The organism is Herbidospora galbida (genome assembly GCF_005233835.1).
Lineage (GTDB): Bacteria > Actinomycetota > Actinomycetes > Streptosporangiales > Streptosporangiaceae > Herbidospora > Herbidospora galbida.
Genome location: NZ_SZQA01000006.1, coordinates 1 through 12,641 on the forward strand (window position 1 = coordinate 1; position 12,641 = coordinate 12,641).

The following is a 12,641-nucleotide window of genomic DNA, read 5'->3' on the forward strand; positions in this document are numbered from 1 at the left end:
ACTCTCCAAAAGATGTCTTCAGAGAATTTTCCCGGCTGACATAATGTCAACCAAAGGAATCCGTCTAATAGACGGGGTTGTGCATCATGCACTGGCTTTTAGCACACTGTTGAGTTCTCAAGAAACGGACTTGCTTTGTTTTTCTTTTTTCTTGCTGTTGTGCCTTTATCTTTTCAGCGTTTCCGGTTAGTGTCAAATTCGACGTTTTTCCCGGTTCCTGCTGAAGAGCAACCCCTCTAACTTACCCGCATCCCCGGCGATGTCAAATCGCCCGGTTCCCCGGGTGGATGTTGGAGGGGGTCTGCCGGGGGCGTCCCCGACTCCTCAAGATTAGCAGCCCCTCAAGGGCCTTCGGACCAGATTCAACGACGACACCACTCCGTTCATTCCCGAAGATCAATGAGCCCCGGAGATCCACGGACCCGGATGCCTAGACTCGACCGGGTGAGTAGTGAGCAGCCACCTACGGCGAAAAAAGCCCCTGTTGAGCGTACGCATCACGGCGACACCGTGATCGACGAGTACGCCTGGCTCGCGAAGAAGGACGACCCCGACGTCGTCGCTTACCTGGAGGCGGAGAACGTCTTCACCCAGCAGGTCACCGGGCGCCTCAAGCCCTTGGCCGACAGCATCTTCCAGGAGATCAAGGGCCGGACGCAGGAGACCGACCTCTCGGTCCCGGCGCGGCTCGGGGCCTGGTGGTACTACTCCCGTACCGAGGAAGGAAAGCAGTACGGCATCCAGTGCCGCGTACCGGCGGAAGGAGAGGATCCCCCGACGGTCGAGCCCGGCGCGAAGCTCGAGAACGAGCAGGTCATCCTCGACGGGAACGAGCTGGCCGGCGACAGTCCCCACTTCGCCCTCGGGGTGAGCAGGGTCAGCCCCGACGGCACGATGCTGGCGTACTCGACCGACTTCGCGGGGGACGAGCGGTTCACCCTGCGGTTCAAGGACCTCGGCACGGGTGAGCTGCTGGCCGACGAGATCACGGGCATCTTCTACGGCGGCGCCTGGTCGAAGGACGGCAGCACCTTCTTCTACACAACGGTCGACGACGCCTGGCGGCCCGACAAGGTCCACCGCCACACGCTCGGGCAGGCCGACGACGTCGAGGTCTACCACGAGCAGGACGAGCGGTTCTGGGTCGGCATCGGGCTGTCGCGCAGCGAGCGCTACCTGCTCCTCAACGCGCACAGCAAGATCACCAGTGAGGTCTGGTTCCTCGACGCGCTCAACCCGGCCGGCGAGTTCCAGGTGGTCAGGGCGCGGGAGACCGGGCTCGAATACCACCTCGACCACCAGGGCGAGCGGTTCCTGATCCTGCACAACGAGAACGCCGAGAACTTCGAGCTCGCCAGCGCCCCCGTCGCCGACCCCGCGGCGTGGACCCCGCTCATCCCCCACCTCGACACCACGCGCCTGCTCGACGTCGACGCCTTCGAGTCGCACCTGGTCGTCCACTTCCGGCGCGACGGCCTCACCGGCATCCGGATCCTGCCGGAGGGTCAGGACGCCTACGAGATCGAGTGGCCCGAGCCGCTCTACGACGTGGCTCCCAGCGGGAACGCCGAATACGTCACCAACCGGCTCAGGCTCGGCTACACCTCGATGGTCACGCCGCCTTCGGTGTACGACTACGACCTCCGGTCCCGCGAACTGATCCTGCTGCGGCGGCGGCCGGTGCTGGGCGGCTACGACGCCGGCGACTACGAGCAGTTCCGCGAGTGGGCCACCGCCGACGACGGCACCAGGATCCCCATCTCGATCGTGGTCAAGAAGGGCACCCCAAAGAAGGCCCCCACCCTCCTCTACGGCTACGGCAGCTACGAGACCTCCATCGACCCCTACTTCTCGGTGGCCCGGCTCTCGCTGCTCGACCGGGGCCTGGTCTTCGCGGTCGCCCACGTCAGGGGCGGCGGGGAGATGGGCCGCCGGTGGTACGAGGACGGCAAGTTCTTCCAGAAGAAGAACACCTTCACCGACTTCGTCGCCGTGGCGAAGCACCTGCGGGAGACCTGGTCGAGCGCCGTCGTGGCCCGGGGCGGCAGCGCCGGCGGCCTGCTGATGGGCGCGGTGGCGAACCTCGCCCCCGACGAGTTCGCCGGCGTCGTCGCCGAGGTGCCGTTCGTCGACGCGCTGAACACCATCCTCGACCCGTCGCTGCCGCTGACGGTGATCGAATGGGACGAGTGGGGCGATCCGTTGCACAACCCGGAGGTGTACGAGTACATGAAGTCGTACTCGCCCTACGAGAATGTGCGTGACGTGACGTATCCCCCGATACTCGCGATCACCTCGTTCAACGACACCCGGGTCTTCTACCACGAGCCGGCCAAGTGGATCGCGCGGCTGCGCGACACCGCCAAGGGCGGGCCGTTCCTGCTGAAGACCGAGATGGGCGCCGGGCACGGGGGTCGCAGCGGGCGCTACGACGCGTGGCACGAGGAGGCGTTCACGCTGTCCTGGATTCTCGACCGACTGGGAGTGACCGAATGACGTATGTCGCCGCCGCCGACCGCTATGGGCCGATGCCGTACAACCGGACCGGGCGGAGTGGGCTGAAGCTGCCGGCGGTCTCGCTGGGGCTCTGGCACAACTTCGGTGACGACAAGCCGATCGAGTCGCAGCGGGCGATCCTGCGCCGCGCGTTCGATCGCGGGGTGACCCACTTCGACCTGGCCAACAACTACGGGCCGCCCTACGGCTCGGCGGAGAAGAACTTCGGGACGATCTTCGCCCAGGACTTCCGGCCATACCGTGACGAGCTGATCCTGTCGACCAAGGCCGGCTACGACATGTGGCCGGGGCCCTATGGCGAGTGGGGGTCGCGCAAGTACGTGCTGGCCAGCCTCGACCAGTCGCTGAAGCGGATGGGCGTCGACTACGTCGACATCTTCTACAGCCACCGCTTCGACCCGGAGACCCCGCTCGAGGAGACGATGGGGGCGCTCGACACGGCGGTCAGGTCGGGTCGCGCGCTGTACGCGGGCATCTCCTCGTACTCGCCGGAGCGGACCGTGGAGGCGTACGAGATCCTGAAGAGCCTCGGCACGCCGCTGCTGATCCACCAGCCGTCCTACTCGATGCTCAACCGGTGGATCGAGGGCGGGCTGCTCGACACCCTGGGCGACCTGGGCGTCGGGTGCATCGCGTTCTCCCCGCTGGCGCAGGGCATGCTGACCGACCGCTACCTCAACGGCGTGCCCGAAGGGTCGCGGGCCTCGCAGGGCAAGTCGCTCAGCCCCGACCTGCTCACCGAGGAGACCCTGCGGCACATCCGCACCCTCAACGAGCTGGCCAAGAGCAGGGGTCAGACGCTGGCGCAGCTGGCCCTCGCGTGGGCGCAGCGCGACGCGAGGGTGACCTCGGTGCTGATCGGGGCGAGCAGCGTCAGGCAGCTCGACGACAGCCTCGACTCGGTCAAGAACCTGGGGTTCTCGGCCGACGAGCTCGACGCGATCGACAAGGACGCGGTCGAGGCCGGCATCAACCTGTGGAAGACCAGCAGCGACCACTAGAGCTGGTCGTTGCGCTGCAGCCAGGTGAACGAGGCCCAGCCGGGGAGCACCGGCAGCCAGAAGGTCATCAGGCGGAACAGCAGCACGGCCGAGGTGGCCATGGTCGGGTTCAGCCCGGCCACGGTCAGCCCGGCCGTGAGCGACAGTTCGACCGCGCCGAGGCCGCCCGGCGTCGGCGCGGCCGAGCCGATGGCGTTCCCGGCGAGGAAGACGACGGCGACGGCGGTGATGCCGAGCTCACCGCCGAACGCCTTCACGCAGGCCGCCAGGCAGATGACAAAAGAGACCGTGACCATCATCGTCCCGGTCACGGCCTCGATGATCTTGGCCGGCGATTGAAGCACGTCGAGCAGCCGGGGCACGACCCCGCTGAACAGCGACCGCACCCGGGTCGAGAGCATCCGCCGCAGCGGCGGCACGGCCAGGATGCCCACCATCACGACGGCGATCGCGAGCAGAGTGATCAGCAGCCCCCGTGACGGGGTGAGCGACGGCGCGGCCTGGGTGCCGGTGAGGTAGCCGGCCAGCAGCAGCAGCATGATGTGCGAGACCAGCCCGACGAGCTGGGAGGCGCCCACACTGGCCACCGCCTGGCCTGGCGGGATTCCCTGTTTCTGCAGGTAGCGCGTGTTGATCGCGACGCCGCCGACGGCTGCGGGGGCGACCAGCTTGACGAACGACGAGGCGAGCTGGACCAGGATCGTGCGGCCGTAGGGCAGTTGCTCGGGCACGAACCCGCGCAGCATCGAGGAGGCGGCGATGTAGCTGACCGCCGCGGCGACCAGGGCGATGCCGCCCCAGCCCCAGTGGGCGCTGGTGATCACCGTCACCAGGTTGACCTGGCTGAGCTGGGAGAGCAGGAAGTAGGCGGCCAGGGCACTGGCGATGATCGTCACCAGGGTGCGCGGCCGGAACCGTTCGAGCCGGACCTCCTCGACGGTGGCCTGCGGCTTCAGCGCGACGATCTGCTCGCGGAGCGCGGGCAGCAGCGCCTTGTCCTTCCGGGCCGCCGACCGGGTCTCGCGGGCCAGCGCGATGCGCTGGAGCAGCGGCAGCGCCGAGGCGATGGTGTCGGCGCCGAGCACGGCCGCGCCGGTCTTCACCGCGCGTTCGGGGCCGACGCGCAGGCCGAGGTAGGCCAGCAGCTGCGCGACGTCGAGGCGCATCAGCAGGTCGCCGGCGGCGATCTCGCCCGACCGGGCGTCGACGAGCACGATCCGGCCGTCGGGCGACAGGTGGATCGACTCGCCGGTCAGGTGGCGGTGGGCCAGCCGCCGGGCGTGCAGCAGGCGGATCTGCTCCCAGGTCTGGGCCAGCAGTTCGTCGCCGAGCTCGTCGTCGGACAGGTCTTCGATGGGGCGGCTCTCGACGTGCTCGTACGCCAGCAGCGCCGCCTCGGTGCCGACCTCGCTGGTGCCCAGCAGGCGGGGGGTGCTGGCCCCGGCGGCCTCGGCGGCGTAGGCCATCAGGGCCTCGCGTTCGAGTTCGGCCCGCAGCGAGCGGATGGCCCGGCGGCGGGTCTCGCTGTTGAGCCGCAGGCGGCGCCAGAGGCGGTAGACGACCCCGGCGACCTGGCGGTCGCGGTCGAGCACGGTCACCGACAGCCGGGTGGTGTCGGCCAGGCCGATGATGTAGCGGCGGCTGCCCGAGCTGTCGTCTTCGATCCGGCGGGCGCTGACGATCGAGAAGCCGAGACGCCGCAGCGCGGCCACGACGGCGCTGCCCGGCGGCCGGGTGTTGGCGCTGCCGACGCCGTAGAGCGTGGCGAAGCCGACGGCGAGGCCCACCAGGTAGGTCACGATCGCGCCCAGCGCGGTGATCTTGGTGGCGGTGAAGAGCGCGAAGAAGTCGAGGGTGAGCGCGAACCAGAGCAGCGCCCGCCAGCGTGGCCGGCGGGACATCCGGACCGCCGTGGCATAGGCGATGGCCGGGGTGAGCACCGTGTTGAGGGGCTCGACGTCGCGGTTGCCGGTGAGGAGCTGGCGCAATTCGACCGGGCCGGCGCTGACCAGCCACTCGCCCAGGGTGTACGACAGCAGCAGGGCCAGGATCGCCGCGATCAGCCCTTGGGCGACCCGCATGCCGTCGCGGTGGAACACCCGCTCGACCGCGAACGCCACGGGCACGGCCAGCACCGCGACGCCGCCGAGCAGCCCGGCGATCGACGACAGCCACTCGGGCGCCCGGCCGGTCCCCGCCTGGACGTCGGTCTCCAGGCCGTTCAGGGTGCTCCGGGCGACGAGGGCCAGCAATACGACCGCCGTCACCGCCAGCAGCGTCATCAGCAGCCGGAGCAGGTCGGACGGACGCCGGATGCGCTGCGGCAGCAGGGGCTCCACGACGAGGACGACCCCGGAGTCCGGGGACGTCGCCGAGTCGTCCTTTTCCTTGATGCCCCTCACCACCGTGATTGTCTGCGATCTTTGTTGCCAGTGTCCACAATCGAAAGTCACGGCACCGCGGCCTGACCCCCGAGTCCCCCTCCTGGTCGAGTCTATGGATCGCGGCCCGTTTCGCGCCGACGCGCCGTAACCCTCGAACCTGGCCTGAAACCTCGTGTGGCTGCCAGTCTGGTGCCGCCTTCCCCCGGCCCGTTCATCAAGGGGGAAACTGTGCGCATTGTGGTATCTGCGGCTCTGGTGCTGACAACTACGGGTATGTCGGCCGATCCGGGGTTGGACGAAGCGGTCACCGAGCCCAACGTCTTCGCCCACGTCCAAGTCCTGGCCGAAATAGGCAACCAGCACGGCAACCGGGCGGTCGGCACCGCCGGTTACGAGGCCTCCGCGCAGTACGTCGAGCGCGCCCTGGCCGCCGCGGGCTACCAGGTGACCTCCCAGACCTTCACGCTGCCGCACTACCGCGAGGTGAGCCCGGCGGTGCTGACCACGGCCGCCGGCCCGGTCACGGCGGCGACCTTCGCCTTCTCCCCCTCGGGCCGGGCCTCGGGGCCTGCCCAGGAGATCGGCTTCGGCTGCTCGTCCACCGACTGGACCGGGTTCCGGCGGGGCTCGATCGCGGTGGCCGACCGGGGCGGCTGCTCGTTCAGGGTGAAGGCTCAGCAGGCCGTCCGGGCCGGGGCCGGCGCCCTCATCGTGATCAACGACAAGCCCGGTGAACTGCGCGGATCGCTGGGTGAGCCGGGTCTGCCGCTGCCGGTCGTGGGCGTGGCGCCCGACGCGGAGATCGAGAGCCCGGTGACGGTGGAGACCAACACCACCTCGGCCACGAAGGTCAGCCGGAACGTGATCGCGCAGACCGCCCAGGGAGACCCCGACGACGTGCTGATCCTGGGGGCCCATCTCGACTCGGTCGAGGCCGGGCCCGGGATCAACGACAACGGCTCGGGCGTCGGGGTGGTGCTGGAGATCGCCGAGCAGATGGCCCGGATGCGGCCCGAGCGGGCGGTCAGGTTCGCCTTCTGGGGGGCCGAGGAGGTCGGGCTGGTCGGTTCTTCGCACTATGTGAAGAACCTCTCGCCGGAGGAGAAGGCGAAGATCGCCGGGTACGTCAACCTCGACATGGTCGCCACCGAGAACCACGGCAACGGCGTCTACGACAGCGACAACGCGATCGAGGAGGCCGGCCACGAGTTCTACCGGCTGCGCGGGCTGCCCTCGGAGGAGGTCGCGTTCGACGGCCGGTCGGACTACGGGCCCTTCGTGAAGGCCGGGATCCCGGCCGGGGGGATCTTCACGGGCGCCGACGACATCAAGACCGCCGACCAGGCCGTGATGTACGGCGGCCGGGCCGACCAGTCGTTCGACCCCTGCTACCACAAGGCCTGCGACACGATCGAGAACGTGAACCGGCAGGTCCTGGACGTGAGCGCCGACGCGGTCGCCTACATCGTGGAGCAGCTCGCCTTCACCGGGCGCCCCGTACGATGACGAAATGGAATTGCGGGTTCTGGGGGCATGTCCCCTTGATTGTCCGGATACGTGCTCGTGGGTGGTGACCGTACAGGACGGAAAAGCCACCTCGTTGCGGGGCAACAAGGAGCAGCCCTACACGCGGGGCGCGCTCTGCGTGAAGGTGAACCGCTACCTGGAGCACGCGGCCTCGCCTGAGCGGATCCTGCATCCGATGAAGCGGGTGGGGCCGAAGGGGTCCGGGCAGTTCGAGCGCATCGGCTGGGACGAGGCGCTCGACATCCTCGCCACGAAGCTGCGGGAGATCGTCGACACCCACGGCGGCGAGGCCATCTGGCCCTACCAGGGCACCGGCACCCTCGGGTTCGTCCAGGGCGAGTCGGGGATGGCCGGGCGGCGGTTCTGGAACGCCCTCGGGGCCTCCTTCCACAACATGAACATCTGCTCGCGGGCCGGGAACGAGGGCCTGCGGCTGACCATGGGCACCCCGGCGGGCATGGACCCGGAGACCTTCGCGCTCTCCAAGCTGATCCTGCTCTGGGGCACCAACACCCTGACCTCGGGCCACCACCTGTGGAAGTTCATCCAGGACGCCCGCGCGAACGGCGCCCACGTCGTCGCGATCGACCCGATCCGCACGAGGACCGCCGAGCAGGCCGACGAACACCTCGCCATCGCCCCGGGCACCGACGGGGCGCTGGCGCTCGGTCTCCTGTACGTCGTCCTCGAAGAAGGCGCAGAAGACCGCGACTACCTGGAGAACCACACGTTCGGCTGGGACGAGTTCCGCGCCGAGATCCTGCAGTACCCGCCGTCGCGGGTGGCCGAGATCACCGGCCTGGCCGAAGACGACATCCGCGCCCTCGGCCGTCGTCTCGCCCACACCCGCCCGACCGGCATCCGCGCCACGATGGGCCTGCAGCGCCACGAGGGCGGCGGTTCGGCGATGCGGCTGATCGCCTGCATCCCCGGCGTGACCGGCGACTGGCGCCACCCGGGCGGCGGGCTGGCCTTCTCGACCTCGGCCCACGTCCCGCTCAGGGTCGACCACTGCCCCGAACTGCTCCCCCATCCGGTGCGGAGCCTCACGATGACCCGCCTCGCCGACGGCCTCGACGAGTCGGTCAAGTGCCTGTGGGTGTACGGCGCCAACCCGATGGGCTCCACCTCCGACCAGAACCGGATCAGGGAGCGGCTCCTGCGCGAGGACCTGTTCACCGTGGTCATGGAGCAGTTCCCCACCGACACCGTCGACTACGCGGACATCGTGCTCCCGGCGACCATGCAGATCGAGCACCTCGACCTGCACGAGGGCTACGGCCACATGTACCTGATGTGGAACGAGCCCGCCGTCCCCCCGGCGGGCGAGGCCCTGTCGACCACGGAGACCTTCCGCCGCCTGGCCCACCGGATGGGCCTGACCGAACCGGCCCTCTACGCCACCGACCTGGAGATCGCGGCCGAACTGCTGGAGGGCACCCCCACGATCCAGCTCGACGAACTGCGCAAGCGCGGCTGGGCCCGGCTCGACGTGGCCGAGCCCTTCGTCGCGTTCACCGGCGGCTTCCCCACCCCGAGCGGCCGGCTGGAGTTCGTCTCGGACCTGGCCGAGCAGGCGGGCCTGCCCCGGGTCGCCACCTACGTGCCGTCCCTGAGCGCCCGCACCCCCAAGGACGGGCGGCTGACCCTGATCACCCCGGCCTCCCACACGTTCCTGAACACGATCTTCGCCAACAACCCTGAGCTGCTCAGACGCTCGAAGGGCCCGACCGTGGTGGTCCACCCGCAGGACGCCGAACCCCGGGGCCTGGTCTCGGGGTCGCGGGCCAGGATCTCCAACAGGTTCGGCGCCTTCGAGGCGTACGTGGAGGTCTCCGACAAGGTCCGTCCCGGGGTGGCCGCCTCGCCGAAGGGCCACTGGCCCAAGCTCAGCGGGGGCGCCAACGCCAACGCCGTGGTCGAGGAGCGCGATGCCGACCTCGGCAACGGGCCCGTCTACCACGACAACCTGGTGGAGATCAGCCCAGTAGCTTGAACCCCTCGTGGCTCGGGGTGAACCCGAGCGAGGCGTAGAACCGGTGGGCGTCGGGCCGCCGCTTGTCGGTGGTCAGCTGCACGATCCGGCACCCCCGGTCGCGCGCCCTGGCCACCGCCCAGGTCATGAAGGCCCGGCCGAGCCCCTGGCCCCGATGGGCGGAGGCGACCCGGACCGCCTCGACCTGGGCCCGCTCGGCGCCATCGCGCGACAGCCCGGGGATGTACGTGAGCTGCATCGTCCCCACCACCTCGCCGTCGACCTCGGCGACCACGATCTCGTTGCGCGGGTCGGCCTCGATGGCGTCGTAGGCGGCCCAGTGCCCCGGGCCGACGGGCGCGACGTGGCCCCGGGAGCGGGAGATCGCGTCGTCGGCCAGCAACTCGACGATGCGGGGCACGTCGTCGCGGGTGGCCGGGCGGAACATCGGAGACATGAGGTCCAGGATGCCTCAGGGGGCGGTCAGGGGCTTCCCCGATGTGGGCAAAGCGCCCGATTAGGCACTCTGGATACATGAACGAACTGACTCGACGCGACGAGATGTCGCTCGCCGGCGCGGCCCTGCGTGGCGCGCCCTGGAAGGCCGCGGCCGTCACCGGCGGTGCGGTCGCGACGGCCAGCCTGCTCCTCGGACTCATCACCGGAACGGCCGACCTGGCCTGGGCGCTGGGCGTGGGGGTCACCCTGTTCACTCTGGTCGCGGCCATCGGCGCGATCTCCAAGCCCGACACCGGCGACCGGGTCACCCGGCAGGCCCGTAACTGGTCGCTGCGCCACCCGTGGCGGTTCGCGCTCTACCCGGCGGCCGGCGCCGCGATCCTGATGTACCCGATCGAGCTCGTGCTCGACGGCGACGGGGTCTTCGGCGCGGCGTGGGACGCGGTCTGGGGCGGCGCGTGGATCTACCTGCTGACCGCGATCGTGGCCACCGTCATGCGGGGGCGGGCCGCGAAGAACTAGCTGGTGGCGGATTGTGCGCCGGGTCGCGTCCGCGGCCCGGCGCACGGTTGTCTCAGAGTGCGAAATAACCGCTTTGGGGGGTTACTGGCGGGTAGCATTCCGGTAGAGTTACTCATCAGTAGCACTCATATCGGAGGAGCGGTGATGGGCCACTACAAGAGCAACATCCGCGATCTGGAGTTCAACCTCTTCGAGGTCTTCAACCGGGGTGAACTCTTCGGCACCGGGCCGTTCGCGGAGATCGACGAGGAGACCGCCCACGCGATCCTCGACGAGGTCGTCCGGCTTGCCGAGGGGCCGATCGCCGCCTCGTTCACCGACGCCGACCGCAACCCGCCGGTCTTCGACCCCGCCACGGGCACCGTGACGATGCCCAAGAGCTTCGTGGAGTCGTACAACGCCTGGGTCGACGCCGAGTGGTGGCGTCTGGAGCTCCAGCCCGAGCTGGGGGGCACCCCTGGTCCGCGCTCGCTGAGCTGGGCCGTCGCCGAGATGGTGCTGGGCGCCAACCCGGCCGTGTGGATGTTCGCCTGCGGGCCGCAGTTCGCCCACGTCCTCCACGAACTGGGCAACGACGACCAGAAGAGGTTCGCCCAGCTCGCGGTCGACCGCCGCTGGGGTTCCACCATGGTCCTCACCGAACCCGACGCGGGCTCCGATGTCGGCGCCGGCCGCAGCAAGGCGATCGAGCAGCCCGACGGCACCTGGCACATCGAGGGCGTCAAGCGCTTCATCACCAGCGCCGAGCACGACATGGCGGAGAACATCTTCCACCTGGTGCTGGCCCGCCCCGAGGGCCACGGTCCCGGCACCAAGGGCCTGTCGCTGTTCCTGGTGCCCAAGTTCCTGGTCGACCTGGAGACGGGCGAGCTCAAGGAGCGCAACGGCGTCTACGTCACCAACGTCGAGAAGAAGATGGGCCTCAAGGTCTCCACGACCTGCGAGCTCACCTTCGGCGACAAGCACCCCGCGATCGGCTACCTGGTCGGCGACAGCCACGAGGGCATCAAGCAGATGTTCACGGTGATCGAGAACGCCCGCATGATGGTCGGCACCAAGGCCATCGCCACGCTCTCCACCGGCTACCTCAACGCCCTCGACTACGCCAAGAACCGCCTCCAGGGCGCCGACCTGACCAAGATGGCCGACAAGACGGCCCCCCGCGTCCCGATCACCGCCCACCCCGACGTCCGCCGCGAGCTGATGCTCCAGAAGGCGTACGCCGAGGGCATGCGGGCGCTGGTGCTCTACACGGCCACCTTCCAGGACTCCATCCAGGTCGCCACGGCCGAGGGCCGCCGCGACGAGATGGCCGAGGCGATCAACGACCTGCTGCTCCCGGTGGTCAAGGGCGTCGGCTCCGAGCGCTCCTACGAGATGCTGGCCCGGTCGCTGCAGACCCTGGGCGGGTCGGGCTTCCTGCAGGACTACCCGATCGAGCAGTACATCCGCGACGCCAAGATCGACTCTCTCTACGAGGGCACCACGGCGATCCAGGGCATGGACCTGTTCTTCCGCAAGATCCTGCGCAACCAGGGCGCCGCGCTGGGCGAGATCCTCGGCCAGATCAAGACGTTCGCCGACTCCGACGCCGGCAACGGCCGCCTCAAGGTCGAGCGCGGCCTGCTCGGCGACGCCGTCGGCGAGGTCAGGGCGATGGCCGACACCATGGCCGGCTGGGCGATCTCGTCGCTGGAGTCGCCGAAGGAGGTCTACAAGGTCGGCCTCAACACCACCCGGTTCCTGATGGCCCTCGGCGACCTGCTCATCGGGTGGCTGCTGCTCCGGCAGGCCGAGATCGCCCTCACGGCCCTGGCGGGCAAGGACGACGACTTCTACGCCGGCAAGGTCGCCGCGGCGACCTTCTTCGCCGGCAACGTGCTGCCCCGCATCGAGTCGGAGCGGCGCATGCTCACGGCGACCACGCAGGAGCTGATGGACCTGCCGGAGAGCGCTTTTTAACCCAGCGGGAACTGCACCGCCGCCCGGCCCGCCGCGATCGGCTTGATGAAGTCGGCGACCACCTTCAGATGGACCGGGTGGTCACGGTAGACGAGGTAGTCGTCCACCGACTCGAAGTCGGCGACCACGCCAAGGTCGAAGTTGCCCTCGTTGACCTTGGCGTCGGTGCCGATCACGTACTTCTTGATCTCCGGAATGGCGCCCGGGAGCGTCTCCAGCCCGGCGACGACGGCGGCCCTCTGATCTTCGGTGGCCTCTTCGACCCAGCGCAGCAGCACAATGTGACGGAACATG

Annotated in this window: 9 protein-coding genes; 6 read left to right on the top strand and 3 right to left on the bottom strand. The window is 69.1% G+C overall.

Translation table 11 applies throughout. From position 1 onward, the window contains the following. Positions 1-426 precede the first annotated feature (426 nt). Together FDA94_RS08580 and mgrA are read left to right on the top strand one after the other, a co-directional pair. Positions 427-2,496, top strand: a complete 2,070-nt coding sequence (locus FDA94_RS08580) for a S9 family peptidase (RefSeq protein ID WP_170990843.1) — start codon at positions 427-429, stop codon at positions 2,494-2,496. Further along, entirely contained in the window at positions 2,493-3,518 is a 1,026-nt protein-coding gene (gene mgrA, locus FDA94_RS08585) for an L-glyceraldehyde 3-phosphate reductase (protein ID WP_137246509.1), read from the top strand. The genes FDA94_RS08580 and mgrA overlap by 4 nt, the downstream gene beginning before the upstream one ends. Here the strand turns inward: mgrA and FDA94_RS08590 are convergent. After that, complete coding sequence (locus FDA94_RS08590) at positions 3,515-5,920, bottom strand: lysylphosphatidylglycerol synthase transmembrane domain-containing protein (protein ID WP_246059662.1); 2,406 nt, start codon at positions 5,918-5,920, stop codon at positions 3,515-3,517. The two genes, mgrA and FDA94_RS08590, sit on opposite strands and share 4 nt — an antisense overlap. A gap of 255 nt (positions 5,921-6,175) precedes the next feature. On the opposite strand from FDA94_RS08590, the gene FDA94_RS08595 reads away from it, so the two are divergent. After that, positions 6,176-7,408 carry a M28 family peptidase gene (locus FDA94_RS08595; RefSeq protein ID WP_137246510.1) on the top strand — a complete coding sequence of 411 codons (1,233 nt, stop codon included), beginning with the start codon at positions 6,176-6,178 and terminating at the stop codon, positions 7,406-7,408. Positions 7,409-7,412: 4 nt separating this feature from the next. Beyond that, on the top strand, positions 7,413-9,425 hold the full coding sequence (locus tag FDA94_RS08600; RefSeq protein ID WP_137246511.1) for a molybdopterin-containing oxidoreductase family protein: 2,013 nt from the start codon (positions 7,413-7,415) through the stop codon (positions 9,423-9,425). Here the strand turns inward: FDA94_RS08600 and FDA94_RS08605 are convergent. After that, positions 9,409-9,861, bottom strand: coding sequence for a GNAT family N-acetyltransferase (locus tag FDA94_RS08605; RefSeq protein ID WP_137246512.1), 453 nt, complete (start codon positions 9,859-9,861; stop codon positions 9,409-9,411). The genes FDA94_RS08600 and FDA94_RS08605 overlap by 17 nt on opposite strands. A gap of 77 nt (positions 9,862-9,938) precedes the next feature. Between FDA94_RS08605 and FDA94_RS08610 the strand changes: the two genes are divergently transcribed. Together FDA94_RS08610 and FDA94_RS08615 are read left to right on the top strand one after the other, a co-directional pair. After that, positions 9,939-10,385 carry a hypothetical protein gene (locus tag FDA94_RS08610; RefSeq protein ID WP_137246513.1) on the top strand — a complete coding sequence of 149 codons (447 nt, stop codon included), beginning with the start codon at positions 9,939-9,941 and terminating at the stop codon, positions 10,383-10,385. 144 nt (positions 10,386-10,529) lie between these two features. Further along, positions 10,530-12,347 carry an acyl-CoA dehydrogenase gene (locus tag FDA94_RS08615; RefSeq protein ID WP_137246514.1) on the top strand — a complete coding sequence of 606 codons (1,818 nt, stop codon included), beginning with the start codon at positions 10,530-10,532 and terminating at the stop codon, positions 12,345-12,347. Here FDA94_RS08615 and FDA94_RS08620 read toward each other — a convergent pair. Beyond that, the gene (locus FDA94_RS08620) at positions 12,344-12,640 is read right to left on the bottom strand and encodes a Dabb family protein (protein WP_137246515.1); all 297 of its coding nucleotides are present in this window, start codon (positions 12,638-12,640) and stop codon (positions 12,344-12,346) included. The two genes, FDA94_RS08615 and FDA94_RS08620, sit on opposite strands and share 4 nt — an antisense overlap. Between the last annotated feature and the right edge of the window lies 1 nt (position 12,641).

What these genes read in the sequence shown, in the direction of transcription:
- FDA94_RS08605 (WP_137246512.1), bottom strand. Translation starts at nt 9,861, where the DNA reads ATGTCTCCGATGTTCCGCCCGGCCACCCGCGACGACGTGCCCCGCATC.
- mgrA (WP_137246509.1), top strand. Translation starts at nt 2,493, where the DNA reads ATGACGTATGTCGCCGCCGCCGACCGCTATGGGCCGATGCCGTACAAC.
- FDA94_RS08580 (WP_170990843.1), top strand. Translation starts at nt 427, where the DNA reads ATGCCTAGACTCGACCGGGTGAGTAGTGAGCAGCCACCTACGGCGAAA.
- FDA94_RS08610 (WP_137246513.1), top strand. Translation starts at nt 9,939, where the DNA reads ATGAACGAACTGACTCGACGCGACGAGATGTCGCTCGCCGGCGCGGCC.
- FDA94_RS08620 (WP_137246515.1), bottom strand. Translation starts at nt 12,640, where the DNA reads ATGTTCCGTCACATTGTGCTGCTGCGCTGGGTCGAAGAGGCCACCGAA.
- FDA94_RS08595 (WP_137246510.1), top strand. Translation starts at nt 6,176, where the DNA reads ATGTCGGCCGATCCGGGGTTGGACGAAGCGGTCACCGAGCCCAACGTC.
- FDA94_RS08600 (WP_137246511.1), top strand. Translation starts at nt 7,413, where the DNA reads ATGGAATTGCGGGTTCTGGGGGCATGTCCCCTTGATTGTCCGGATACG.
- FDA94_RS08615 (WP_137246514.1), top strand. Translation starts at nt 10,530, where the DNA reads ATGGGCCACTACAAGAGCAACATCCGCGATCTGGAGTTCAACCTCTTC.